At 37.7% G+C, this 24,214-nt stretch carries 21 protein-coding genes, 1 other RNA gene and 1 pseudogene; 9 read left to right on the top strand and 14 right to left on the bottom strand.

The features are described from left to right. Positions 1-87 precede the first annotated feature (87 nt). Positions 88-211, bottom strand: a pseudogene (locus NST02_RS11085) (IS200/IS605 family transposase); the annotation flags it as partial. Between the two features lie 935 nt (positions 212-1,146). Here NST02_RS11085 and NST02_RS11080 point away from each other — a divergent pair. The 3 genes from NST02_RS11080 to NST02_RS11070 are packed head-to-tail and all read left to right on the top strand — an operon-like array spanning position 1,147 to position 3,454. Next, complete coding sequence (locus NST02_RS11080; protein WP_095306487.1) at positions 1,147-1,296, top strand: cytochrome c oxidase subunit 2A; 150 nt, start codon at positions 1,147-1,149, stop codon at positions 1,294-1,296. A 22-nt stretch (positions 1,297-1,318) separates the two neighbouring features. Beyond that, positions 1,319-1,795 carry a cytochrome c oxidase subunit II gene (locus NST02_RS11075; protein WP_095306488.1) on the top strand — a complete coding sequence of 159 codons (477 nt, stop codon included), beginning with the start codon at positions 1,319-1,321 and terminating at the stop codon, positions 1,793-1,795. Between the two features lie 3 nt (positions 1,796-1,798). Continuing rightward, on the top strand, positions 1,799-3,454 hold the full coding sequence (locus tag NST02_RS11070; RefSeq protein ID WP_095306489.1) for a b(o/a)3-type cytochrome-c oxidase subunit 1: 1,656 nt from the start codon (positions 1,799-1,801) through the stop codon (positions 3,452-3,454). Between the two features lie 120 nt (positions 3,455-3,574). Here NST02_RS11070 and NST02_RS11065 read toward each other — a convergent pair whose 3' ends face one another. The 3 genes from NST02_RS11065 to NST02_RS11055 all read right to left on the bottom strand — a co-directional run bounded on the left by NST02_RS11065 (position 3,575) and on the right by NST02_RS11055 (position 6,691). After that, complete coding sequence (locus tag NST02_RS11065; protein ID WP_095306490.1) at positions 3,575-4,501, bottom strand: DMT family transporter; 927 nt, start codon at positions 4,499-4,501, stop codon at positions 3,575-3,577. A 265-nt stretch (positions 4,502-4,766) separates the two neighbouring features. Next, positions 4,767-6,290, bottom strand: coding sequence for a carboxypeptidase M32 (locus NST02_RS11060; protein WP_137743154.1), 1,524 nt, complete (start codon positions 6,288-6,290; stop codon positions 4,767-4,769). A gap of 167 nt (positions 6,291-6,457) precedes the next feature. Further along, positions 6,458-6,691, bottom strand: a complete 234-nt coding sequence (locus tag NST02_RS11055; protein ID WP_095306492.1) for a DUF2249 domain-containing protein — start codon at positions 6,689-6,691, stop codon at positions 6,458-6,460. Positions 6,692-6,876: 185 nt separating this feature from the next. Between NST02_RS11055 and NST02_RS11050 the strand changes: the two genes are divergently transcribed. Genes NST02_RS11050 through NST02_RS11035 form a run of 4 tightly spaced genes read left to right on the top strand, consistent with a single transcriptional unit; the run spans position 6,877 to position 8,910 of the window. Beyond that, positions 6,877-7,119: a DUF2249 domain-containing protein gene (locus NST02_RS11050; RefSeq protein WP_095306493.1), complete on the top strand. Its 243-nt coding sequence runs from the start codon at positions 6,877-6,879 to the stop codon at positions 7,117-7,119. Continuing rightward, entirely contained in the window at positions 7,116-7,322 is a 207-nt protein-coding gene (locus NST02_RS11045; protein WP_095306494.1) for a DUF2249 domain-containing protein, read from the top strand. Before NST02_RS11050 ends, NST02_RS11045 begins: the two co-directional genes overlap by 4 nt. Positions 7,323-7,335: 13 nt before the next feature. Next, on the top strand, positions 7,336-8,580 hold the full coding sequence (locus NST02_RS11040; protein WP_211344090.1) for a hypothetical protein: 1,245 nt from the start codon (positions 7,336-7,338) through the stop codon (positions 8,578-8,580). Between the two features lie 12 nt (positions 8,581-8,592). Beyond that, positions 8,593-8,910, top strand: coding sequence for a metal-sulfur cluster assembly factor (locus NST02_RS11035; RefSeq protein ID WP_137743155.1), 318 nt, complete (start codon positions 8,593-8,595; stop codon positions 8,908-8,910). A gap of 232 nt (positions 8,911-9,142) precedes the next feature. On the opposite strand, the gene NST02_RS11030 is transcribed toward NST02_RS11035, so the two are convergent. The 9 genes from NST02_RS11030 to NST02_RS10990 form a co-directional block, all read right to left on the bottom strand. After that, the gene (locus tag NST02_RS11030; RefSeq protein ID WP_137743156.1) at positions 9,143-11,065 is read right to left on the bottom strand and encodes an ATP-dependent DNA helicase; all 1,923 of its coding nucleotides are present in this window, start codon (positions 11,063-11,065) and stop codon (positions 9,143-9,145) included. A gap of 296 nt (positions 11,066-11,361) precedes the next feature. Continuing rightward, on the bottom strand, positions 11,362-11,541 hold the full coding sequence (locus NST02_RS11025; protein ID WP_095306497.1) for a hypothetical protein: 180 nt from the start codon (positions 11,539-11,541) through the stop codon (positions 11,362-11,364). A gap of 37 nt (positions 11,542-11,578) precedes the next feature. Beyond that, positions 11,579-12,748: a THUMP domain-containing class I SAM-dependent RNA methyltransferase gene (locus tag NST02_RS11020; RefSeq protein WP_340948993.1), complete on the bottom strand. Its 1,170-nt coding sequence runs from the start codon at positions 12,746-12,748 to the stop codon at positions 11,579-11,581. Between the two features lie 10 nt (positions 12,749-12,758). Beyond that, positions 12,759-14,768, bottom strand: a complete 2,010-nt coding sequence (locus NST02_RS11015) for a sensor domain-containing protein (RefSeq protein ID WP_137743189.1) — start codon at positions 14,766-14,768, stop codon at positions 12,759-12,761. A 425-nt stretch (positions 14,769-15,193) separates the two neighbouring features. After that, positions 15,194-15,602: RNase P RNA component class B (gene rnpB / locus NST02_RS11010), an RNA gene on the bottom strand. A gap of 77 nt (positions 15,603-15,679) precedes the next feature. Then, positions 15,680-15,991 (bottom strand): cell division regulator GpsB, encoded by a 312-nt coding sequence (gene gpsB / locus NST02_RS11005; protein WP_095306499.1) that lies wholly within the window; start codon positions 15,989-15,991, stop codon positions 15,680-15,682. A 238-nt stretch (positions 15,992-16,229) separates the two neighbouring features. Continuing rightward, complete coding sequence (locus NST02_RS11000) at positions 16,230-16,793, bottom strand: SLOG family protein (RefSeq protein WP_137743158.1); 564 nt, start codon at positions 16,791-16,793, stop codon at positions 16,230-16,232. Between the two features lie 321 nt (positions 16,794-17,114). Continuing rightward, complete coding sequence (locus NST02_RS10995) at positions 17,115-18,389, bottom strand: ribonuclease H-like domain-containing protein (protein WP_137743159.1); 1,275 nt, start codon at positions 18,387-18,389, stop codon at positions 17,115-17,117. Between the two features lie 17 nt (positions 18,390-18,406). Further along, positions 18,407-20,680 carry a DEAD/DEAH box helicase gene (locus NST02_RS10990; protein ID WP_212933242.1) on the bottom strand — a complete coding sequence of 758 codons (2,274 nt, stop codon included), beginning with the start codon at positions 20,678-20,680 and terminating at the stop codon, positions 18,407-18,409. 198 nt (positions 20,681-20,878) lie between these two features. Between NST02_RS10990 and NST02_RS10985 the strand changes: the two genes are divergently transcribed. Beyond that, positions 20,879-21,571 carry a Crp/Fnr family transcriptional regulator gene (locus NST02_RS10985; protein WP_095306503.1) on the top strand — a complete coding sequence of 231 codons (693 nt, stop codon included), beginning with the start codon at positions 20,879-20,881 and terminating at the stop codon, positions 21,569-21,571. A 235-nt stretch (positions 21,572-21,806) separates the two neighbouring features. Here the strand turns inward: NST02_RS10985 and hcp are convergent, their stop codons facing one another. Continuing rightward, the gene (gene hcp, locus NST02_RS10980) at positions 21,807-23,096 is read right to left on the bottom strand and encodes a hydroxylamine reductase (protein ID WP_095306504.1); all 1,290 of its coding nucleotides are present in this window, start codon (positions 23,094-23,096) and stop codon (positions 21,807-21,809) included. 207 nt (positions 23,097-23,303) lie between these two features. On the opposite strand from hcp, the gene NST02_RS10975 reads away from it, so the two are divergent. After that, positions 23,304-23,774, top strand: coding sequence for an Hsp20/alpha crystallin family protein (locus tag NST02_RS10975; protein WP_137743161.1), 471 nt, complete (start codon positions 23,304-23,306; stop codon positions 23,772-23,774). The last annotated feature ends 440 nt before the right edge of the window (positions 23,775-24,214 follow it).

The raw sequence follows: 24,214 nt of genomic DNA, 5'->3' as shown, positions 1-24,214 counted from the left end.
TACACCTTTTAACTTATCAAATCTACAGCAAATAAGAAAGAAAATAACACCATACTTACATGTGTAGAATCTAAAAAGATATGGCCAGCATCGATCTCTTATGATTTGTCCAATACTCTTTCTGTATTTTCCATAAATCATTTGCTTTCTGTATTTTGGTACAAAGACTATCATTCCATGTTGTGTGTCCTAAACTGTTCATGTCCTTCATAAGGACTTACCTCCTTCGTACGTGAGTTAAAGTGGTCGGGAAACCAAACTTTATTCTACCACGAAGTGAGATTTTTTTATTACCACGCTAAAAGCTGTTTGGAACCCCGGCATAGCCCAAGGTTTACAAAAATATCAAAAAGAGTGTAAGTAAACTCGAATACTTTCGAGTTGCCTACACCCTGAACACCAGACTAATCTGTTCTTACCTCATCAGATCCATTTTGATTTTGAACCTCAATCCATATTTTATTTATCACTTCATTCCCACATACTCTACATACGTCTAAACCATCATATAATATCCTACAATTTTCACAATAATATTTTTCCATCGCTATAATTCACTTCTTTCTTTAAAATTAAAAATTTATTATGCCCATATTATTTTATTTTCGGAAAATGGTGACCGAGAGGTACAGCCATAATATTCGTCTGCAGCGAAAAACTGAAGTGCACAAAAGAGATAAAACTATAATATGTAGAGAAAATCAATTCTATAACAATAGTAAACAATTTTTCTCAAGTGATTTAAATCATACAAAGCCAATCGCTTTTTCGATAAAATCTATTTGCAGGGTAGACATTAACATAAGTATGTAGTATGAAATGAATCAAACGAACTTTTATAGTACAAAAGATCGATCATTTAATGGTTAACAGATAAATTTAAAACTTGCCTTCGGCTCCAAACATTTCTTTTTTCACGAGATGTGTTTCAGGGGCCTTTTTCGCGTTCATAAAATGTTCACATTCACCAAAGGGGATTTGTGACAAAAATCACTGTTAAATAAACTTTCCACTACTAAGATAGTAAATATATAAATATTGAACAATTTGTGAATTCCTTACATCGATATGGATTCTCAAAAATTGTCTAGTATGATGAAGGTGTAATCATTTACATTTTCTATCTTTCCGAAAGGAGTGAGTGTTATGGCTAAAGCAGAATTGAAGAGCGATACAAAGACAGAGATTGAGGACAGCTCTTCTTTAAAGGGGACGTTAGTGTCCGTTTTCTTTGTCGGCTTTTTCATCGTAGTTCTTTGGGTTGGCGTTTACTTCTTATACTTAGATCGGTTTTAAAAATGAAAGGGGATTTTAAGCCATGCATATGCACAAATTTGAAAAAATATGGCTGATTTTCGGGGTAACTGCTCTTCTTGTGTTCTTATCTGTTTTAGGAGTGAGCGCCTTTTACCTTGGTAATCAACCTCCTAGCTGTTTAGCTGTTGTTGATCCAACGAAGGTAGACGAACACGAGACATTTAAAGAGCCAGGCTTAAAGAAAGTGGAAGGAAAAGATTGGGATTATGAACTTGTATTTGTTGCTCAAGCCTTTGCCTATACTCCTGGTACAGTTGAAGTTCCGCTTGGGGCAAAAGTAAAAGTCATCGCAACTTCAAAGGATGTTATCCACGGATTTGGAGTAGCAGGTACAAATATTAATATGATGGTGGAACCAGGTTATATTAGTGAAATTGTGACAACCTTTGATAAAGCTGGAGAATATTTAGTTTTATGTAACGAATATTGTGGCTCCGGACACCATCTGATGACTTCTATGATTAAGGTGGTGGAATAATAAATGCTTAAATCATCTCTAAATATAAAAGTTGATCGCCGTGACGCAAAATTGGTGATGGCTCATTTCTATGTTGCATTTATTGCTTTGCTAGTCGGTGGACTAGCTGGACTGCTTCAGGTATTAGTACGATCTGGAAAGTTTGAATTGCCCGCTGGGATTGGCTATTATCAAATATTAACGGTTCACGGTGTCGTATTAGGACTTGTTTTAACAACCTTTTTCATTATGGGATTCCAGCTTGCTGCGGTAAGCAAAACGGCGGGTACTTTCACCAATAAACAGAGAACTATTGGCTGGATTGGCTTCTGGATTATGACAATTGGTACTGTCGCGGCAGCAGTTATGATTCTTCTAAACGAAGCATCCGTACTTTACACATTTTATGCACCATTACAAGCCCATTTTGTCTTCTACTTAGGATTAACGCTTGTTGTAGTAGGAAGCTGGGCTGTTGGTACGACGATTATTCTAAAGTATGCAGAGTGGAGAAGAGCGAATCCTGGACAACCAAGTCCTTTGCTAACTTTCATGGCACTAGTAAATACAATGATGTGGACCGTGGCAACCATCGGTGTTGCAGCAACAGTATTAATTCAATTATTGCCTTGGTCTTTGGGACTAGTTGAAACAGTTAACGTCGGTGTAAGCCGTACCCTATTCTGGTACTTCGGTCATCCACTCGTATATTTCTGGTTACTACCAGCTTATATGGCATGGTATGTGATGATTCCCAAAATCATTGGTGGAAAAATCTTCTCAGATTCATTAGCAAGAATGTCTTTTATTTTATTCTTATTATTTTCAATTCCAGTAGGATTCCACCATCAGCTCTTAGAACCGGGCATCGACCCTGCTTGGAAATTTTTACAAGTGGTATTAACATTTTTAGTCGTCATTCCTTCATTAATGACCGCGTTCTCCTTGTTTGCAACATTTGAAAGCTACGGACGTTCTCAAGGGGCAACAGGATTATTCGGCTGGCTGAAAAAACTTCCTTGGAAAGACGCACGTTTTACAGTACCATTTATCGGAATGCTCGCATTTATTCCTGCGGGGGCAGGCGGTATCGTCAACGCTTCCCATCAAATGAACCAGGTTGTGCATAACACAGTTTGGGTAACAGGACACTTTCATTTAACGGTTGCTACAGCTGTTGTTCTGACATTCTTCGGTGTCTCATTCTGGCTTGTACCGCATTTAACTGGACGAAAATTAACGAAGAAAATGAATAAATTGGCACTTATTCAAGGTTATCTGTGGGCGATTGGAATGACCTTTATGTCAGGTGCCATGCATGCTGCTGGTTTACTCGGCGCTCCTCGCCGTTCATCATTCTCTGAATATGGTGGAGCTGCTCAAGCAGCGGAATGGATTCCATATCAAATCGCTCAAGCCGTTGGTGGTTCCATTCTCTTTATTGCCATTATTTTAATGCTTTACATCTTTGTCAACCTAGCATTCTTTGCTCCAAAAGGTGAGGAAGAATTTCCGGTCGGCGAAGCAGCAAATCAAACAGAAAAAGCACCAATGGTGTTCGAAAACTGGAAGCTATGGCTCGGAATTACTGTACTTTTAATTCTTTTTGCTTACACAATTCCGTTTATCGACCTAATTAAAAACGCACCTCCAGGAGCACAGGGTTACAAACTTTGGTAATAGGAGCAATAAATGAATTGCTGCTTAAACTGAAGGCCTTTGTTATATAAGATTGTGAATAAAACATTTTTGACCCTTTTTGTGTGAAACGCTGGGGCTAACATAACAAAAAACACTGGTTCAACCAATTGAACCAGTGTTTTTATGGTGCTTTATTTGCTCATTCCCTTTCATAACGGGAAGATTTACAAACATTACCGACAAAAGAATTAAAAATGCTCCGAACATTTGGGAAATCCCCAAATTCTCCTGAAAAATGACGAAACCAATCAACATGGCGACAACAGGTTCTACAGTTGCAATAATTGCTGCTTTACTACTTTCTGTCTTCTCAAGACCCCATGTATAGGCCAAATAAGCAATTACCGTTGGTACTAAGCCAAGACCAACACTTACGAAAAGAACTCTCGGTGAAAATAGAATATCTAGTTTCCCCCAAATTCCCGAGAATGGTAGTAGCGCTATGGCAGCTATTACAAACGTATATAATGTCACCGTAAATGGTTTGATTTCGTGTTTTAATGCGACTTTTCCAAATATGCTATATAAAGCATAACCAAGCCCTGAGCCAAGCCCCGTTAATACCCCTAATAAAGTAATTGTAGTACCTTGCTCCACACCGACACCAACTATAAACACACATCCTAATATAGTACCTACAACGGCAATGATTTTCTGTTTATGGATCGATTCCTTTAAAAAAATAAACGACAAAATCGTTACGAAGGCTGGAGACGTATAAAGGAGAATGACAGCTATGGAAACGTTCAGTTCATTGATCGTAAAAAAATAACAGTAGTTAAAGAAAGCAATGCTGAAGATCCCGGTTCCAATAAAAAATGGCAGCTTCTTAAATTGTACTTGCAGCTGCTCTCTGTAAGACACTGCCCCAACGATTAAGAGAAAGATGGCAGCAAAAGTGACCCTCACTGTAACAATCTCCATTTCTGTCAATCCAGCCTCTTTCAGTTCTCTAACAAAAATAGCGATTAATCCCCATAAAGCTGCACCAAAAGCAATCATTATATACGGCAATATTTTTTTCATAGCTTCCTCCAAGAACAAAAGCGCAAGCGCCTTGCTCATCGCCGTACAAATCTGGAAGGACCTGATCTTTCGATATAGGAAACCTGAATTGCTATAGCAATTCTTGGTTGACTTATCGTATGGAGGGGACCTAAAGTTTGTTAGGCTCTGGCTGCTTGCGCTAGACGTAGATATACTAATTGAAAGAGTTATACACAACTACGAAATCTATCATTTCCTTAAGAAAGAAAAAGGACGACAAACACGTCATCCTTAGACTGTTGAACTAAATATTCAAGCTGTAGACTTTACTATATTTATCGTATAAATAGTCAACTAAGTATTGAGCATTTAATCCTTCCCCGGTCACATCTGTTAAGATTTCCAAAGGTTTTTTCAGAGAACCAAACTGATGGATGTTTTTCGTTAGCCATTCCTTTATGGGCAGTAAATTTCCTTCTTCAAGTAATTGATCGTAGTTCGGAAGATCTTTTTGCATCGTATTCTTGAATTGAGCTGCATACATATAGCCTAAGGCATAGGAAGGAAAATAACCAAAAGAGCCTCCTGACCAATGTACATCTTGTAAAACACCGTTTGCATCACTGTCAGGTGTCACTCCTAAATACTCTTCATATTTCTCATTCCAAATTTGCGGTAAATCTTTTACTTCAATTTCATCATTAAATAGCCCTTTTTCAATTTCATACCGAATAATGATATGGAGCGGGTATGTTAATTCATCCGCTTCAATCCGAATAAGGGATGGTTTTGATTCGTTAATCCCACGATAATAATCATCAACGGATACTTGAGCAAATTGACCATTAGAATACGATTTTAACAGCTCATAATTTTGCTTCCAGAATGCGTAATTACGTCCAACAAAATTTTCATAGAATAAAGACTGAGATTCATGAATTCCCATTGAAGTCCCTGTACACAATGGCGTTCCTACTAAATCCTTGGATATATTTTGTTCATAGAGCGCATGTCCCCCCTCATGAATCGTCCCAAACACAGCGACACGGAAGTCTTTTTCATCATATTTAGTCGTTACCCGAACATCTCCTGGATTCAATCCAATTGCAAAAGGATGTACCGTTTCATCCAATCGACCAGCTTGGAAATCATAACCCATTTGTTCTAAAATGTTTAAACTAAAATCTCTTTGTTTTTCTTTTGGAAAATGTTCAAACAAAAAACTTGTTTCTGGCTTGTTGTCTGATTCTGAAATGGCTTTAACAAGTGGAATGATTTTTTCACGAAGATCTCCGAAAACCCTATCTAAAATCTCGACTGTGATTCCAGGCTCATACATATCTAACAGCGTATCGTATTTATTTTCTTCATAGCCCCAGTATGTAATAAAGCGTTTATTCGTTTCTACTAACTTTTCCAAATACGGTCTAAAAAGCTCAAAATCAGATGCATCCTTCGCTTCTTCCCATACACTTTCAGCCTTCGACTGAAGAATAACGTACTCCTTATATTCTTCTGCCGGGATTTTCTTATTGCGATCATATTCTTTTTTACAATGCTCGGCTGTTTTCCTCGTAATTTCTGAAATGACCTCTTTCGCCGCGCCTGTCGTTAAATTGGCAATGTAAGAAGCCATTTCTTCAGAAGTAGACATTTTAAACACTTCTTGAGACAAGGTTCCAATCACTTGCGAACGCTGTTCTACACTTTTCTTTGGAGCTCCAGTACGCAAATCCCAATAAACTAAAGAAAGTGCTTCGTTATATGCGCTCATTTTCTGCACATAAGCAGTAAACTCTTGCTCTATTTGCTTAATTTTTTCACTCATTATTCTTTGTCCTCCCCAAAACTGTCATTCCATTTCCAAGGATATTTTACGTATTAAACCCCTTAGTGAATCAAATACCCCTATATTTTATCATATTTTTCAGAAAATAACTCCAAAAAATAGAAAAAGAGGATCGTTTCAAAAAACAAACCCTCTCATCTTGATTCCTATTTTTTTCCGATCGCTACTCTCCAAAGTTCGGGACCTTCTTCTAAGTACTCCCATGTAAATGTATCTGTTCTCTCTATCATAAATTGATATCTTAACGGCTTCGGATCATGGTCATTTACCAGCAACATAAACTCCCCTGGTTGGAGGGAATCAAATGTGCTAATAATTTTTGGATGTTTTTCTTTCGGTGGATAATCGGGCGCAATCACTTCAGCTGTAAAATTTTTCATATTACTCACTCCCCTTAAATTGTTAACTTCGTTCCTTACATATGTAGTATAGAGCGTGCAATATTTTGGAGAAGTGAACACCATCACACTTGAAAATAAAATTCTTCATGTCTTGTGATTTGCATCACGATATCACTTAATGAAAATGATTATCATTAAAGAAAAGACATAAGGGAGAGATGTATATGGAAAAACGTATCGTAGAATTAGATGTTCGTGAGGACCTGAAAAACAAGTTAGAGCCATTCCAAAAAATTATGGAGGCTGTTAAAGGCTTAGAAAGTGGTGATGTCTTTATTCTCCATGCCCCTTTTAAGCCGACCCCTCTCTTCGCTGTTTTGAAAGCAAAAGGTTTTGTCCATCAGGCTGAACAGATCGAGAAAAAACACTGGAAAGTAACGTTTACAAAAAAGGGGGAAACAAAATGAAATTAGATAATCGCGGATTGGAACCGCCTAATCCAATGATGAGGACACTTCGCGCTCTAGAGACTTTAGCTGAAGGAGATACATTGGAAATCATCAATGATCGTAGACCAATGTTTCTTTATGAACAATTAGATGAATTAGGTTTTAAACATATAACTGAACCAAACGAGGATGGAAGCTTCACAATAAAAATTACAAAGTAAGGAAGTTGGTTCCATGATAGTAAAGAATACAGGTAGTGAAACGAACATCAAATTGCCTTTTTCTTTTATTTTTTTCAGCATACTTGCGCTTCTTATTTCTCAATTTCTCATTCTTTTGAACGGGGATGCTTTTATAAATGGACACTTTCGCATTCCTGCAATTTGGTCTGCTGCGCATTTGTTTATATTAGGATGGGCGTTAATGATCGCAATGGGTGCCATGTATCAATTAGTGCCGGTAGCATTTTTGACTCCGATATGGAATGAAAAATTCGGTTTTATTCAATTTGCTGTCACAACGATTGGGGTTGTCTCCTTTGCTATCGCCCTTTACATCATCCCAAGTAAAGCCCTCATTCCCGGAATCATCATGCTTATGGGGATCGTTATGTTCCTTATTCAAATGGGGATGACCTTGCGAAAACAAGCAAAACCAAATATCCTTACTCTTTTTGTCGGAAGTGCATTAGTCTGTTTGTTTCTGACGATCATATTGGGAATTTCATTAGTGATTAGCATGAAAACAGGATTTGCAAGCAATTATTATTCAATCCTTTTTCATAGCCATTTATTATTAGGAATCTCCGGCTGGTTTACACTGCTGATTTTTGGATTCTCCTATAAAATGGCACCGATGTTTTCCCTTTCTCATGGCTATGAAATGAAGCTAGCAAAATATGTTTATAGCATTTATGTGACCGGGTTGCTATCCATATTGTTGTCATTTATTTTCAATTTTTCTTGGTTGTTTAAATGTGGATTTTTCTTGCTCTTAATCGGCTTCAGTTGTTTTATATGGCATATTTACCTGATTTTGAAAAAAAGAGTAAAGAAAAAACTTGATCTGCCTTTTCGCTTTGCTTTATTGGCGATTATTTTTGGAGAAATGATCCATTTACTTGCTTTTATTGCAAGTATAAGCAATCAATTTCCAAGCTTTGCTGCTCCCCTAATCGTTGCTTATATCATGCTTTGGATTGCCTTTAGTATTATTGGCTACCTTTATAAAATCGTTCCATTCCTATGGTGGACGCATAAGTATTCGCATGTTATTGGGAAAAAGGATGTTCCAGCTTTGAAAGATATGATTAATGAAAGATTAGCACTTCCGATCTTTCTGTCCTTTATTTTCGGCATTTTGCTTGTTTCTATGAGCATTGCCCTAAATGGGCAGATGCTCTTCTACATTGGACAGCTACTCGTTACAGCAGCATCCATTGTCTTCGGAATTGCGATACTCGCCGTTATCAAAAAATAGGAGGTTACGAAAATGAATCTAAAAGAACAAATTGCCTTAGTGGATAAAATCCGCGAGCATTTAAAAAAGGTAATGGATCCGGAATTAAATATTAATGTTGTCGATCTTGGGCTTATTTACGATGTCTCTCTCATTGAGGAAAATGCCGTGGAAATCGTCATGACGTTAACCACTCCCGGTTGTCCTTTACATGACAGCATTATTGGCGGTGTTAAACATTGTGTATTAGAGCTTGAAGAAATTGACCATGCTGATATCCAGCTTGTATGGGAACCAGCTTGGTCGCCCGAAAAAATGACAGAGGCAGGCTTAAAAGCGATTGGAAGATAAAAATGAATCATAATAAGTATCTCTTAAAAGTAGTTCCTCTAAATTACTGCTGTTCCTCAAATGTTCAAAATCATTTGAGAAGCTATACAAACTTAAAGCTAGAGCACCCCCTTTAGCACTTTGGCAACTTAAATTTACACAATTGGAGCTTTGAAGCAGAAAGCTGTTCTTAACTACAAAAACCCCCTTCATATGGACGATTCTTCGTCCTCTGAAGGAGGTCAATTGTGTTTTAGTATTCTCTTGCTTTTACAGGAAGGACTTGCTTTACTTTTTCCAATACGTAATTATTTAACTTGTCATCAATTAAAATATGAACACTTCCACAATCGTCATGTGTACGGATAAGACGCCCGATTCCTTGCCGTAAACGAAGGATCATATAAGGCATATCCACTTCTTCAAATGGATCTTCAGCTCCTTCACGTTTAGCAGTAAAAACCGGGTCATGCGGAGGAAAAGGTAAATCAAAGATGATAACATTCTCGAGAGCTCTTCCGGGAATATCTAAGCCTTCCCACAAATGGGTTGCACAAAGGACCGAATCTACCTCGTTTTGAAAACGAGCAACTAAAGTACTAATTTCCGCATCTCCTTCAAAATAAATGGGAAATTCAGTTTGTCCATCAGAAAAAGCTTTGAATTGCTGTAAATCTTCATCTGTTGTAAAGAGAACAAGCGCTTTTCCATTTGATGCACGAAGTTGTTCAAGCGTGTATTTATGCTTCTCTAGTAGATTCTCATGATTAAAAGTAGGCATATCGATCATCATCTTTTCTTCATAATCGAAAGGTGACTTCACAGTGAACGATAAATAATCATCAATGCCAAGGCTTTTCGCAATATATTGGAAAGAACCGTCTTCTGATAATGTTGCTGATGAAAAGATAAAAGGTTTCTTTTGCGAAAAAACGTCCTCTCTCATAATATCTTCAACCATCCTCGGCATGATGACAAGAGTTCTTTCCTCATTCGTTTCTTCAAACCAAATAATCCCTTTTAACTCCTTTAAAAATAAAGATAACGAATACGTAATTTGTTCTAAATATTCCTCAACAATTTTCAAATCATATTCATTAATCACGTACATTTCGCTTTCAAATACAAGCTCCTCCTCAAGCTCCATAAGGAGGCTTTGTAATGTTTTTGCTTGAGCTAACACCTTAGGGGTCTTCGTAAGCATTTGTTTTTCCGAATCTCCACTTTTACTTGCTACTTTGGTGATCTCAGCAAAAAAACGTTCATTTTCAATAATTGCTTCATCAATAATGTGAAGCGTTTTTTCACGTACATCATTTTCCATCAATTTTGTCAACAATGTCTCAAGCGTCAGCTCTGATAGTCTATAGGTAAGAGCCTTTTGGCTTGCATATTCAAGCAAGTGTCCTTCATCAAAGACAACAGACGAGCTTTCTGGTAACAGCGGAAGCTGACCTTCTCGTTTTCGTGATTCTTTTGTCCATATATGTTCCATATAAAAATCATGAGAGCAAATAATTAAATCCGTTGCATTTCGATAATAGTCCCGATGTAACGTTTGACCACAACGATGCCTCAAGTCACATGAAAAGCAGTCTTGCAGCGGATCCCAACCAATATTTAACCACTGTTGATTGGTTAATTGCGGGTAGTCCTTTCGATCTCCATAGCGGGAAAACGCCTGCATCGAAGTATCACGATGGACAAATGCAGGGAGCTCGTCGTACACTTCGCTATATGGTTCTCCTTCCAAAACAGACTTGTCCAATTTCTTCAAGCACAAATATTGATCTCTTGATTTTGCTAATCGAACATCGATCGTTAATTCTAGGGCCTTTTCAAGACGGGCAATATCGCCTTCCTTTTTAACAAGCTGTTCAATTAAATTTTCATCAGCACAAGCAATAATTGCCGGTTTATTCATATATCGTGCATAGCATATGGCATATAGTAGATAAACAATCGTTTTCCCAGTACCAACACCAGCTTCTGCAAAAATAACTTTTTTTTCCTTAAAGGCTTTCTCTAATTGAAATGCCATATAAACCTGCTCATCCCGAAGTTCAAACCCTGCTTCTGGTAAGATGTCGTAAAAAACATCTCCAATCCATTCCCCTAATTTATCGATAAAGGTTTCGGTCTTTGAAACCGTAAAAGGCAATTTTGTTTTATGCATGAATATCCTCCACTAATTCTTTCTTCTCTCCACACGTACCAAATACGTAAATCCTTTGTTCATTGCCATACAACTGAAAACCACATTCTTGTGATATAGACAGTTTACGGGCAAAGCACCTTATTTGTTTCATCATAGTAAGACAATCTAAAATCAGATAGCTGGTTTACACTAGACAACTAAACTTCGTCACCTAAACTCATCATTTAGCACACTCAGCAAATACCTATCATACAAGAAAAAAGACTAACTCTGAATCGAAATAGAGTCAGTCCCTTGACTGTATTTGTTGAAACTTAATACCCATTAATTCGTGACAAAGAATATGACAACGCTCGTTTCAATTCTTCTTTCGCATTCACAAGCTCCTCTAATGCTGGAAATTGAAGCTCTTCATTTTGTTCAAGTTCGAGTGCTTCAATTGTGTATGATAAAGCACGTTCGATCGTATTAAAATCAATAGCAGAATATCTCATTGCCACTCCTCCAAATCCATTTAATGACAATAGTATTCTATTCTTTTAATCGTTTGTTTATACCTTCATCCTTATCCTTTGGAGGTCTTTTCCCCCAATATTGGTAATAATCGGTTTTAATAAAGCCATTAAATAATTTTCTTTTCTTTGTTGCTGGCTTGCCATAGCATGCCTCAAAATTTTCATTTGCGGTAAGCATGTAGACAGACCATGTATCATAAGGAACAAAAGCTTGTCCCATTTCGTGGTACATTTTTTCAACCGCTGCTTTATCCCCTAATCTTTCACCGTACGGTGGATTTCCAACGATTACGCCGTATTCCTTCGTTGTTGTAAAATCTTTCACCTGCATTTGTTTAAAGGTTAGCAAATCGGCAAATCCTGCTTCAATGGCATTTTTACTCGCGATTTTAACCATGCGATGATCTAAATCGGTGCCTGCAATATCAATAGGTTGATCGTACCGTGCAAGATCTTCCGCTTCCATTCTACCTTCATTCCAATGCTCCGCAGTAATCCAACCCCAATTTTCTGAAATAAACTCACGATTAAAGCCAGGGGCAATATTTTGTCCAATCAAAGCAGCTTCAATCGGCAGTGTTCCGGAACCGCAAAATGGATCAACAAAAGGACGATCAGGAGTCCAATTCGTTAATAAAATTAATGCCGCAGCCAAGGTTTCTTTAATTGGTGCTTCCCCTTGTCCTATGCGGTAGCCTCTGCGATGTAGCCCTGCGCCACTGCAATCAATCGTCAACAAAGCTTTATCTTTTAATAAAGATACTTCGATTTTGAATAGCGGACCATTTTCTTCGAACCAGGTCGTTTTTTTATAATGCTTACGAAGTCGTTCTACAATTGCTTTTTTTACAATTGCTTGACAATCAGATACGCTGAACAGTTTTGATTTCACCGACTTCCCAGAAACAGGAAACTCGGCATTTTCAGGCAAAAACTGTTCCCAAGGCAATGCCTTTGTTCTTTCAAAAAGTTCATCAAAGGCCGTTGCTTTAAACTCGCCTACAACTAATTTAATTCGATCTGCTGTTCTGAGCCACAAATTGCTGCGTACTATTGCAAGCTCATCACCACGAAAATTAATACGGCCATTGTCCACTTCACATTCATAACCAAGTGCTCTAACTTCCTTTGCCACTATTGCTTCTAACCCCATTGCAGCAGTTGCAATTAATTGATATTTAGACATTTTTTCACCCTTAATATAGATCTTCTTCCCACTCCGCGAGAAAACGAATGAGTTCTGCAAGTGGGAGTGGTTTAGTGATATAAAAACCTTGTATATGATCACAGTTTCCTGTTTTCAAATGTAATAATTGTTTTTTACTCTCAACACCTTCGGCAACAACAGAGAGATTTAATCGATGTGCAATCGAAATGATCGCTTCCACAATACTGGAATCGTCATGATATTTGCTAAGATTTTCAATAAAACTTTTATCTATTTTCAGTCTATCCAATGGAAAACGGTTTAAATAGCTCAAAGATGAATAACCTGTCCCAAAATCATCAATCGAAAGCTTAATCCCTAACTTTTTCAGCTTCACTAATTTGCTTATTGTTTGTGAAGCATTCGGCATTATCATACTTTCCGTTAATTCAAAGTCAACTAAATGAGGATTAACATTAGTCTGCTGCAAAATGGCTTGCACTGATTTCACAAAATTTTCTTGATTGAAATGAAGAGCAGAGATATTAATACTAACCAACAAATTGGAATGGCCACGTAAATGAACTTGCTGTATATCCTCACATGCTTGTTTTATAACCCATTCACTAATCGGTACGATTAATCCAGTTTCTTCCGCCAATGGGATAAATTGTTCCGGAGAAATGATTTCTTGCTCCTCCCGCTTCCAGCGAATTAATGCTTCAATGCCAATAATTTTTCCTGTTTTTAAGTGTATTTGCGGTTGATAGACTAGAAAAAATTCTTTTTGTTCAAGGGCCTTGCGAAGTCCAACTTCCATTTTCATTTGTTTCGATTCATCTTTATGCATTTCTTCATGATAAAGCTGATAATGATTTTTCCCACTGGATTTTGCTTTGTACATCGCCTTATCAGCATTCCGCAACAATGTTTCTAATGAACCGCCATCGAGTGGAAATAAGCTGATTCCAATACTTGTTGAAACATACACTTCATGATGTTTCAATATAAAAGAGGAAGTCGAAAGGGCGTGGATTATATTCTCGGCCACACTGACAGCCTCTTTCGGGTGCTTAATATTAGAAAGGACGATTACAAATTCGTCTCCTCCCAACCTTGCAATTAAATCTTTATTTTTAATCAGGCCTTTCAGACGAAAAGATACTTCCTTCAAAAGCTGATCGCCGTAGTTATGACCAAGTGTATCATTAATATGCTTAAAACGGTCTAAATCTAAAAATAAAACAGCAAGTTGTTGATTATATTTGGACGCCGTATCAATAAGACTTTCTAAATGAGTATTCAATGTATAGCGATTGGCGACACCTGTTAAAGAATCGTAATGGGCGAGTTGTCTTAGTTTTTCCTCTGTATGTTTTCGGTCAGTAATATCTGAAAATACCGCGACAAAGTTTGTTATTTCTCCTTTTTCATCCTTGATTGAACTTATTGTCAGCCATTCAGGATAAACATCACCGTTCTTCTTTTTATTCCAAATTTCCCCTTGCCATTTCCCTTTTGTCAAGACACTATTCCACATCTCATGGTAAAACTGAGAACCATGAATTCCCGATTGAAAAATCCTAGGATTATGTCCACATACTTCTTCTTCAACATAGCCGGTTACAAGTTCAAAAGCAGGATTGACAGACAGGATATTGCCATCTTTATCTGTAACAATGACTCCCTCGCTTATATTTTCAAGTACCTTCGCTGCCAACTGCCTTTCATTTTCGAAAAGCTTCTGTTTTGTCATGTCCCTAAAAACGACAACATATTCTTTTATTTTACCAATTGAATCAAAAACAGTGGAGATGTTCATCGATTCTATATATACTTCACCATTAGAGCGTTTTTTAGCAACCTCGTCTGTCCAACTATGATGTTCGAAAAGATGAGCTATCATCCTTTGATAATCCGATAAATTACAAAATAAAATGGAATAGTCTTTACCAGTAAGCAGTTGTTCTTTAAAGCCAATTACTTTCTGGGCCCAAAGGTTTAGCGTAACGATTTTTAACTGTTCATTCAACACGATGATACCCTCTTGCATTTGCATAAAAACAGTATTGGCTAAAGAATGATATTCAGAATTGAGCTCAACCACTTAAAAAACCTCCATTGTCAGTCGACATTTCCATTGTTACACTATTTTATTAAATCATAAGAAGGCAATTGATAAGAACCATATGTATGTCATTTATGTTAAAAAAACAGTGTGAAGTCCACAGTCAAGATTCTTCATAAGAACAAAGCTTTGTTTTATGTTTGGTGTTCATTTTTGAACTTCCGGTTGATCTATCGTAAGTTGTAAAAGCCAAATACCAATTTGTACTAGTACCTGCTTGCGCTAGACTGGATACCCTCATGAAAAGTGAATCCAAACAAACTTATCACTTCCTAAACTGCAAGAAAAGCTCTCCTCTACGGAGAGCTTTTCCTAACTATCTTTCACTTACTGATAATATAAGGTCCTTAATAACGTTCTGTAAGCCATGTTTTGTTCCTTCGTACTGCAAACGACCTTCGTCTTGTACTCCGGTGGTAATCATCTATCTACAGGTTATATTTAACCTGTCCTTCTTTCTCGTTCATTTCCTTAAAGAAGGTGCCCCTACCATAATTTGGGTTTCTCGCTCGTGGGGTTTACCCCGTTCCACCCTACTCATTTCTAAGCAGGCTCCGTCACTGTGGCACTTTCAAGGTATTCACACCATATCATAAAGACTTAGGCATTTTCCCTGCCGTCAAAAAGGAAGAAGCACAGCCCCTTCCTTAATGCCCTAGCTTATCGTTTCGCTAGGCACGAACACTACAGACATCTCAGCCTGTGCGAGCATGGACTTTCCTCTACAATTCGCAAAAAAGCTTATTGCAGCGATTACCCGAACGTTATTAAAAAACTACATGAATTATTATATGTAAGAATGAAAAGAATAGCAATGGAAATTATTAGATTCCAATTTTCAATCAATCGTACAGCTTACTTCCAAACACATGCTTTTCAAGGTTTGAGAGTCTTTTTAAGATATCGAAGTTTGTCGTTCCACTTGTTTGTGGAGCTGGTGCTGGAGCAGGTCGCTTAGCAGATTCTTCAGCTAATCTTTTAAGCCTAATATTTTCTTGTTGAAGCTCTTCAATTTCTGCTTGCATCGCTTCGTAATCCTTAATAATAACATCAAGAAATTTATCTACATCCTCAGGCTTATAGCCTCTCATGGCTGTTTTAAACTCTTTTTCCAAAATATCCTTAGCCGTTAATTTTATTTTATCTGAAAGCATATATTCACCTCTAAACGCCAATCGTTATCATTATTTTTTCAAAAATATGCAACTTTGTCAATTTTTCTTTTGGGGAAGTGACATTTTCTACAGAAAATTTATAAAAGAGGTTGAATTCAGTATCATAAATTTCACTTCCATTTAGACCTCACACAGAATAAACTCGTAATTAATCACATTCCATTAACCATTCACAACAGCTTGTTAAAACATTTTAATTGAAGAACTGAAGTACTCCTTAAAAATCGCTATTCTTCATTTGTTCTTCTTCAACAACTGATTGTAGATCATAAAAATCAATTAAGTTAATTTGGTATGAGTGATTTTCTTGATATTTACGTGCTGTTTCGTACAAAAATTTAGGGCTGCCTTCTTTGTCAAAGTCGTATAAAAGGATTAATGCATCACTCTTCTCAACTAAAAACTGGTTTTTCAGACGAAATTGCCAAGGATTCTCGTATGGCTTCTTTGTAATAGAGTCAACATAATCAGCTTGCATCAAGATAGATTCATACCGTTCTTTGTTCTCATCCTTCCAGTTTTCTTCTTGATTCAAAAACGGAGTTACAACCGCAAGCTTTAAATCTTGATATCCTTCAAGTTGCAAGTCTAATACGACTTCTGCTCCCCAAAGCTCAGCGCCTAATTGACCGCTAATGATGATCCATTCTAAGCCTTCATCCAAATGGAAAAGCAATTGTTTTTTTATCGCTAGTTTAATGTATTCAACAGCAGGATCATTATGACTAAATAATCCAAGCTCGTGTGGTTTATATCCTGAAATGACTGCTACCTTACTCAAATGATTAGCTAGCTCCTTATGTAAAAAGGCACCAGTACATCTGATCCCTTATCTTTTGTATAATTTACCTTAATTTCATTAACAGATGTGAGTCAAGGCTTTATGTCCGCATAAGCAACGATTTTTTACAAGCGCTTAAACGAATAAAAAAGCGTAGGCCTTCATGTTGGAAAAAATAATCGCCGTTAAACAAATTATAACAAAAAACAATAATAGAATCACTTTTTGCAATTTTTTTCACTCATTTCAATTTTTTCATTTGAACATCCTTACTTACATTCCCTATTTTAACGACGACTAAGTACTTAGACAACTAGGGAATTACTGGTTTTTCCTTGCACTCTGCTGTTTTCTCATAATTCGCGCTATTCTTTTTTCGACTTCATGTAACGCGGCAGAATCTTTTCCCTCCCAAAGGGTCATTTTCTCATGTAATATGTGCAAAGCTTTTTCTGAATAATACAGGGCTGACTCCAACTCTTTCTGATGGTGCTCATAGTATTTGGCAAGTTCTAAGCAAACCTCAAAAACGATATTTTTGTGATTTGCATTCGTAAGCTCTTTCCAAAGCTGAGTGGCCTTTTCCCATTCTTTTTGTTTTTTCAACTCATAAGAGAGGGCTAGCTTTGCTTTTAAAGCACTCTGTTCTGTTCCCTTCGCAACAAGAGATAGATTTTCTAGTGCACCTGCCCTTTCACCTAATGAGGCATACCATCTGCCAACTTCATAGCCTTCCGAAACCGTCCTTGATTGATCGATATTTAAAAGCTGAAAACTTATATGAGTATATAGGGTAATAAGGGATAAAATATCCTTTTCATTATGCTGTAGTATTCCAAGCATCCCATCTGGTTTTTGTGTTTCAACAAAATCAAAGTAAATCATCGGAGCAAGATAGCCCGGTACATCTTCATGTCGTTCTACCCCTAATATTTCCTTTTCAACGATTGAAAGTTTAAGTCTGTCAAGCTTATGCTTCCATAAGCGCCTAGCCGCATGAAAAAGATCAAAATGACCGAAAGCTGGTAGCTGAGGAACAAGTTCTCTTATAAGCGTGTGCCTCGTTTTCACCTGCGGCCAATCAAAAGCTTTACCGTTGTAAGTCACAAGTGTTCGATAGTCAATCCTTTCTAAGAAACTTTGATATAGAGGTACCTCTGCCGCTGGATGGGGAAGGAAATGCTGGCGTAGCACAATTTTATCATTTTTTACAGAAGCATATCCTAATAAGAAAATCGTATTCCCCGTTCCTCCACCAAGTCCAGTCGTTTCCGTATCGAAAAAAAATAATTGTTCATGGCTATATCCTTTTGCGGATAATGGATGTTGGACGGTGCTCATATTCCAGGCTTGAATCGCATCAACAAATTGAGCAAAGGTATATTTCCCATACTTTTGCTCTAATGGGAATTCCCTTTCTCGGATAAAGCAAAAATCACCATCATAATAATATGGTTTGACAAAATGTTGCTCCCATTGCTCTTGAAACGGGACTGTTCCCTCAAACTCTATCATTGCTTGGGGCGACTTGGACTCTGCCATTTTTTCACTTCGAATATGCGGCTTTAAGCGGTTTAATTTGTTTCGAAATGACAATTTTCACACTTCCTTAATTAACTCGTTTGCTTTAGAAATTGCTCGAGAATTAGCAAAGCATCGCGCTTCGCAAAGCGACTCGTTGTGTCAGTACCGATACAGGAAGGACAGCCGTTCTCACATTGACAACGGGTAATCATCCCCTTTGCTTCCTTAAGAACATTTTCCATACCGTCATAAATTTTCTCACTTAATCCAATTCCCCCTGGATAGCGGTCATAAAAGAAAATCGTCGGTTTTTCATTATGGACTGCTTTTACCTGTGGTACGACATGAATATCCCCTGAATCACACATGACAAAAATCGGAGCGATGTAACGCAAAGCATGGGCAGCACCGAGCAAGCCTTGTTCCATTCTTGATTCGGACACTTCCAGTCCTTCCTTAAGCGAAATCCATGCAGAGCTTGTATGCAGTTCCTCTTCTGGAAGTGAAATCGGTCCAGAACCGATATTTTCATGGCTGTCAAATTTAATCTTTTTAAAAATCGTCGCTTTAGCCAAAATACTTACGTCTCCATAGGCCACTTCTGTATCATGAAGCAAACGACTCTTATCCATTTCGAGCACTTTTAATTCAACAGCAAGATTGGCATCTGTAAAGTAATCAACATCTACTTCCCTAACAAAAGCTTTCTTTTCTTCCCAATCAAGCTTTTCCACTTGGTACTGAATTCCTTGATGCAAGTAGATTGCTTCTTCATGTAAAAGCGTCATGGCTGAAAATCGGTCCATCTCACCAATTACTTTCACATTGGCAATATTTGATTGATCAATTATGACGATATTCTCCTGTGAAGCAGAACGAAGGCTAATATTATGAGCTGGAAATGAATCATTCATCCAATACCACTTATCGCCTCGTTGGTAAAGAACTCTTTCTTCCACTAAATATTCTAAAACATCCTCTGTTTCAAACGCACCAAAATGCTCACCTTTTTTAAAAGGAAGCTCGTATGCTGCACATTTAAGATGATCGATAAAAATCATTAAATTGTCAGGATTAATTCTTGCTGTTTCAGGACTTCTTGTAAAAAAATAATCTGGATGTTCAATGATATATTGGTCTAATGGACTGGAACTTGCAACCATGATAACTAATGATTCGCTATGTCTTCTCCCTGCTCGTCCTGCTTGCTGCCATGAGCTTGCTATCGATCCCGGGTATCCAGTCATGATACAAACTTGAAGCTGCCCAATATCAACACCCAATTCCAGTGCATTCGTGCTTACAACCCCATAAATGTCCCCATTGCGCAACCCTTTTTCAATCGTCCGCCTTTCAGTGGGCAAATAGCCCCCTCGATAGCCACGGATTGCTTTTGGTCCAAGCTGGTGTTTGACTAATTCCTGAAGATACGTCAGGAGAATCTCAACTCGTACCCGACTGCGAGCAAAAACAATGGTTTGAATCCGATTCTTCAACAGCTCCCCTGCCAGCTTCCGTACCTCTAAAGTAGCACTCCTGCGAATATTTAAAGGCTTATTCACAATCGGTGGATTATAGAAGAGGAAATGTTTTCTCCCACTTGGTGCCCCGTTATTATCAATTAAAGTCATGTTCTTTCCCGTCAGATTTTCTGCTAGCTCCAACGGGTTAGCAATCGTCGCTGATGTACAAATAAAGATTGGATCAGTTCCATAAAAACGGCAAATTCTCTTTAATCTACGAATCACATTTGCTACATGACTGCCAAATACACCACGATAAATATGAAGCTCATCAATTATGACATATTTCAAGTTCTCAAATAATGACACCCATTTTGTATGATGAGGCAAAATGGCAGAGTGAAGCATATCGGGATTTGTAATCACGATATGCCCCGCTTTCCGAACTTTTTCTCGAATTGAGCCTTGAGTATCTCCATCATATGTATAACTATTAATTGTTAACTCTGCATCATCAATAAGCTCAGTAATCTCGCTTTTTTGATCTTGAGCCAATGCTTTTGTTGGGAAAATATAAAGTGCTCTCGCCTGTGGATTTTCTGTAATAGTTTGCAAGACAGATAGGTTATAACAAAGGGTTTTCCCAGAAGCAGTTGGGGTCACGGCAACAATACTTTCACTTCTCTGTACAGCTTCAAAAGCAGAACGTTGATGTGTATACAACTCATGAATACCTCTTTTTTGTAAGGCTTTCTTTAAATTTTCATTTATATGAACAGGCAATTCAACCGTCTTTGCTTCCTTCTCCTCGATCGTATGCCAATGAACGATATTTTCCTTGAAGCTGTCTTCTAGCTTTAAATCCTCTAAAAAATGCTGTAGATTTTTGCGAACCTTCATTGCCCTCACCTCAAATTAAAAGCGTGTATTATCCTTTTATTCTAGCGAATAAACGTTCGCAAAAAAAGAACTTTCTACTATTTTTTATTGGCAATTTTTTATGGAAGCAAAATTGTAAAAAAACGTCCGCAAAGATTTTAGAAATAACGGGTTATTTCTTGTACAATAGAAGTAGATGAAATCAATTAGAGGTGTAATATGAAACATGAAGATATAAAAAACATATTATCGAAGTTCACACTTTTTCGTGACCTGAACGAGGATGAATTAACAAAAATTGTTAACATTTCAATTTCAAGGGAATGGAAAAAAGGAACATTCGTTTTCATGCAGGACGATCCACTGGAAAATGTTTATTTTATTTATGAAGGGAAAATAAAAATTTACAAAAGCGATGTAACAGGCAAAGAACAAATTGTTGCTTTCTTAAAAAAAGGAGACATGTTTCCCCATGTCGGCTTCTTTAGAAAAGGTGGCTATCCTGCTTTTTCTGAAGCAATAGACGATGCTGTATTAGTAGTGGTTCCCATATCAAAGTTTGAGAACGTCTTAATTGAAAATCCCCAATTATCAATCAAAGTCTTTAAAGTTCTCGGAGAAAAGATTGTGGAATTACAAGAGCGGTTAGAATCGCAAATTATCAATAACACTTATGAACAAATTGTCAAACTCCTCATAAGGCTAGGAAAAAACCATGGGCAAGAATTAGAAAACGGTTCCATTCTACTAAAGGGAGAGTTTACAAATCGTGACTTAGCCAACATGATCGGAACAACGCGCGAAACGGTTAGCCGAACATTAACAAAAATGAAAAAAGAAGGCAAGATCGAAGTTGATAACAAAGGGAATTTACTATTAGATCCAGACATACTAATGGATGAACTAATCTAAAAAACGCACATCTTCGAAAAGCTTGAATGGTTGCTTTGTGGATGAAGCAAAGTAGCATTCATCACGGTACCCAGAGAAAAGGATTATTCTTTCGAAAAATGAAAACTATCGCGTTAACTAAACAAGGGCAAGGAGCTAAAGTTTACCCAAGCGCTACACAAGACATAACCAAAATCCTTTCTTTAATACAAAACATCCGCCAGTAAAACAAACTAGCGGATGTTTTTCCTTTATCTTATTTAGCAAGCATTTCTGCCATGTCTTCCTGAGCTGTTCCGATTAATTTCAAACTAAAGGTTTCTTGCAAAACATTCATTACTCCCTCTGAAATAAATTCTGGCGGTTTTGGTCCGATGCGAATATCCTGAATGCCAAGACTGAATAAGCCAAGAAGAATAGCGACCGCTTTTTGTTCAAACCATGAAAGAACAATACTAACTGGCAACTCGTTAATTTCACATTCAAATGCATCTGCTAAAGCTTTCGCAATTTTAACAGTTGAGCCAGAGTTATTACATTGACCAAGATCTATGTACCGTGGAATGTCTGTCCCTGGTACTGTTCCGTAATCCACATCATTGAAACGGAATTTTCCGCAAGAAGTAGTCAAGATAACTGTCTCTGGCGGTAGAGAGGTCGCCAATTCGCGGTAATATTCGCCTCCCTGACCTGGCGCATCACAGCCAGCAATAACAAAAAACCGTTTGATCTTCCCTTCCTTCACCGCAGCTATGACTTCAGGAGCAAGTCCCAACACTGTTTCATGATGAAAACCGGTTAATAATGTTTCCTCTGAGTCAATATAAGCCTCCGGAAGCTCCAATGCTCTCTCGATCAAAGGTGTGAAGTCATCATTGACAATCTTTTGAACATTTTCAAGTCCGGCAACTTCATATGAAAACATTCTATCTGCATAGCTCCCTTTTATCGGCATGACACAATTTGTCGTCGCAAGAATCGCTCCATTGAATTTTTCAAATAATCTTCTTTGATCATACCATGCCTTACCTAAATTACCCTTTAAATGGGAATATTTCTTCAATGCAGGGTAACCGTGTGCAGGGAGCATTTCTGAGTGCGTATAAATATTGATTCCCTTACCTTCAGTTTGCTTCAGCAACTCCTCCAGTGCAAAGAGATTATGTCCCGTTACAAGAATCGCTTTTCCTTCCACCTTATTTTGGGGCACTCTGATGGGATTTGGAATTCCTAATCTTTTTGTATGCGCTTCATCCAAAACCTCCATGATCCTGACAGCAGCTTGTCCAACCTTCATCGCCATTTCAATATGCTCTTGAACATTAAAGTTCGAGTTCGTTAAGGTCATATAGAGGGCTTCATGTGTTGTCGTATCGACAAATGAATCAGTAGCCCCTAATTGATTGGCATGAGTACGGTAAGCAGCAATTCCTTTTAATCCAAATACGATCGTATCTTGCAAACTAGCGATCGTTTCATCTTTCCCACAAACTCCGACAACCTTACATCCACCTGTAGGTGTTTGTTCACATTGATAACAAAACATTATTTAATTCCCCTCTCTCTTAAATAATACGGTATCAGCATAACCTTTCCTCTGCATATAATTAAGTGAGCCAAATCACATTTCATAGATTGTTCAGAATTTGTTCCCTTCCTACTTGTTTGTCACGTATTCAGCAATAAATTTTTTAACAGCTCCGTCATAACTGAATATACTATACTGACCATTTTTTGAGAGGAGTTGTGCACAATGTCTTCAAAGCTTCCAAAAGAGCCGGATCAATATCAGGATCCTTTCGGTGATTTTCGAAATCTCATGAATGATTTTTTTCACAAAAGACCTGTAAAAGGCTTTCTTCAAAGTATGGATGAATTTTTTCAAATGCCCTTCAGCAGCTTTCCTGTACAGATAAAAGAACTAGATGAAAAAATTATCATTACAGCGGAGCTGCCAGGGGTAAAAAAGGAGCAAATTCATATTGATGTTCTTGAGCGTTCGATTACCATTTCAGTAAAAAACGTGGAAATGGTCATCGAAGAAGATGAGAAAAAGAATTATTTCAAAAAAAGTCAATCTACACAACAGCTTAGCCGCAACATATATCTTGGGCACATAATCGACGAAGCCAGTGTAAAAGCGAGTTATCAAAATGGACTGTTAAAAATTCGAGTTCCAAAGCCAAAAGGGAAGCAAATTTTTATTAGTGACGGAGAACAATAGATTATAAACATAAAAAAACGACCTACCTTTGGTCGTATCTGCTTGTCAACAAAAGCATCGCGAGAACTGTCTCTCGTAGGCTATTGGCAATTTTTTTTGATGGAATTGCCGTTAACATCCGTTGATGTCCGCTCCAAACGCTTACTTCCGAAGAGGCGGTTGGTGAGCCTCTCGGTGCAGTCGTTTCCTGCGGGGGCTTACCTGTCCCGCAAATGAGGCCACTGAAAAAGTTTTTAGCAGTCTTTTTTACAGAATTTCTAGAGCTGCTGTCCTCTGCTCTGTCGAGGTAGAAAGCAAATGACGTTGGTTCCGGCAGTTTTTCTTAATATTGCTGCTATTAATCGGATTTCGGATTGAACTCTTGAACATCTGTTCCCGTCAGTTGAATTGGAAGCTTATTCAGACTCGAGTCTTTCTCTTTTCCATCGTTCTGTCAAATA

Source organism: Robertmurraya sp. FSL W8-0741 (assembly GCF_038004005.1).
GTDB lineage: Bacteria > Bacillota > Bacilli > Bacillales > Cytobacillaceae > Robertmurraya > Robertmurraya siralis.
This window is presented reverse-complemented; position numbering and strand designations above follow the sequence as displayed.

Excerpts from the sequence above, each read along its gene's own strand:
- NST02_RS11080 (WP_095306487.1), top strand. The coding sequence starts at position 1,147 with ATGGCTAAAGCAGAATTGAAGAGCGATACAAAGACAGAGATTGAGGAC.
- NST02_RS11075 (WP_095306488.1), top strand. The coding sequence starts at position 1,319 with ATGCATATGCACAAATTTGAAAAAATATGGCTGATTTTCGGGGTAACT.
- NST02_RS11070 (WP_095306489.1), top strand. The coding sequence starts at position 1,799 with ATGCTTAAATCATCTCTAAATATAAAAGTTGATCGCCGTGACGCAAAA.
- NST02_RS11065 (WP_095306490.1), bottom strand. The coding sequence starts at position 4,501 with ATGAAAAAAATATTGCCGTATATAATGATTGCTTTTGGTGCAGCTTTA.
- NST02_RS11060 (WP_137743154.1), bottom strand. The coding sequence starts at position 6,290 with ATGAGTGAAAAAATTAAGCAAATAGAGCAAGAGTTTACTGCTTATGTG.
- NST02_RS11055 (WP_095306492.1), bottom strand. The coding sequence starts at position 6,691 with ATGAAAAATTTTACAGCTGAAGTGATTGCGCCCGATTATCCACCGAAA.
- NST02_RS11050 (WP_095306493.1), top strand. The coding sequence starts at position 6,877 with ATGGAAAAACGTATCGTAGAATTAGATGTTCGTGAGGACCTGAAAAAC.
- NST02_RS11045 (WP_095306494.1), top strand. The coding sequence starts at position 7,116 with ATGAAATTAGATAATCGCGGATTGGAACCGCCTAATCCAATGATGAGG.
- NST02_RS11040 (WP_211344090.1), top strand. The coding sequence starts at position 7,336 with ATGATAGTAAAGAATACAGGTAGTGAAACGAACATCAAATTGCCTTTT.
- NST02_RS11035 (WP_137743155.1), top strand. The coding sequence starts at position 8,593 with ATGAATCTAAAAGAACAAATTGCCTTAGTGGATAAAATCCGCGAGCAT.
- NST02_RS11030 (WP_137743156.1), bottom strand. The coding sequence starts at position 11,065 with ATGCATAAAACAAAATTGCCTTTTACGGTTTCAAAGACCGAAACCTTT.
- NST02_RS11025 (WP_095306497.1), bottom strand. The coding sequence starts at position 11,541 with ATGAGATATTCTGCTATTGATTTTAATACGATCGAACGTGCTTTATCA.
- NST02_RS11020 (WP_340948993.1), bottom strand. The coding sequence starts at position 12,748 with ATGTCTAAATATCAATTAATTGCAACTGCTGCAATGGGGTTAGAAGCA.
- NST02_RS11015 (WP_137743189.1), bottom strand. The coding sequence starts at position 14,768 with ATGCAAATGCAAGAGGGTATCATCGTGTTGAATGAACAGTTAAAAATC.
- gpsB (WP_095306499.1), bottom strand. The coding sequence starts at position 15,991 with ATGCTTTCAGATAAAATAAAATTAACGGCTAAGGATATTTTGGAAAAA.
- NST02_RS10990 (WP_212933242.1), bottom strand. The coding sequence starts at position 20,680 with ATGAAGGTTCGCAAAAATCTACAGCATTTTTTAGAGGATTTAAAGCTA.
- NST02_RS10985 (WP_095306503.1), top strand. The coding sequence starts at position 20,879 with ATGAAACATGAAGATATAAAAAACATATTATCGAAGTTCACACTTTTT.
- hcp (WP_095306504.1), bottom strand. The coding sequence starts at position 23,096 with ATGTTTTGTTATCAATGTGAACAAACACCTACAGGTGGATGTAAGGTT.
- NST02_RS10975 (WP_137743161.1), top strand. The coding sequence starts at position 23,304 with ATGTCTTCAAAGCTTCCAAAAGAGCCGGATCAATATCAGGATCCTTTC.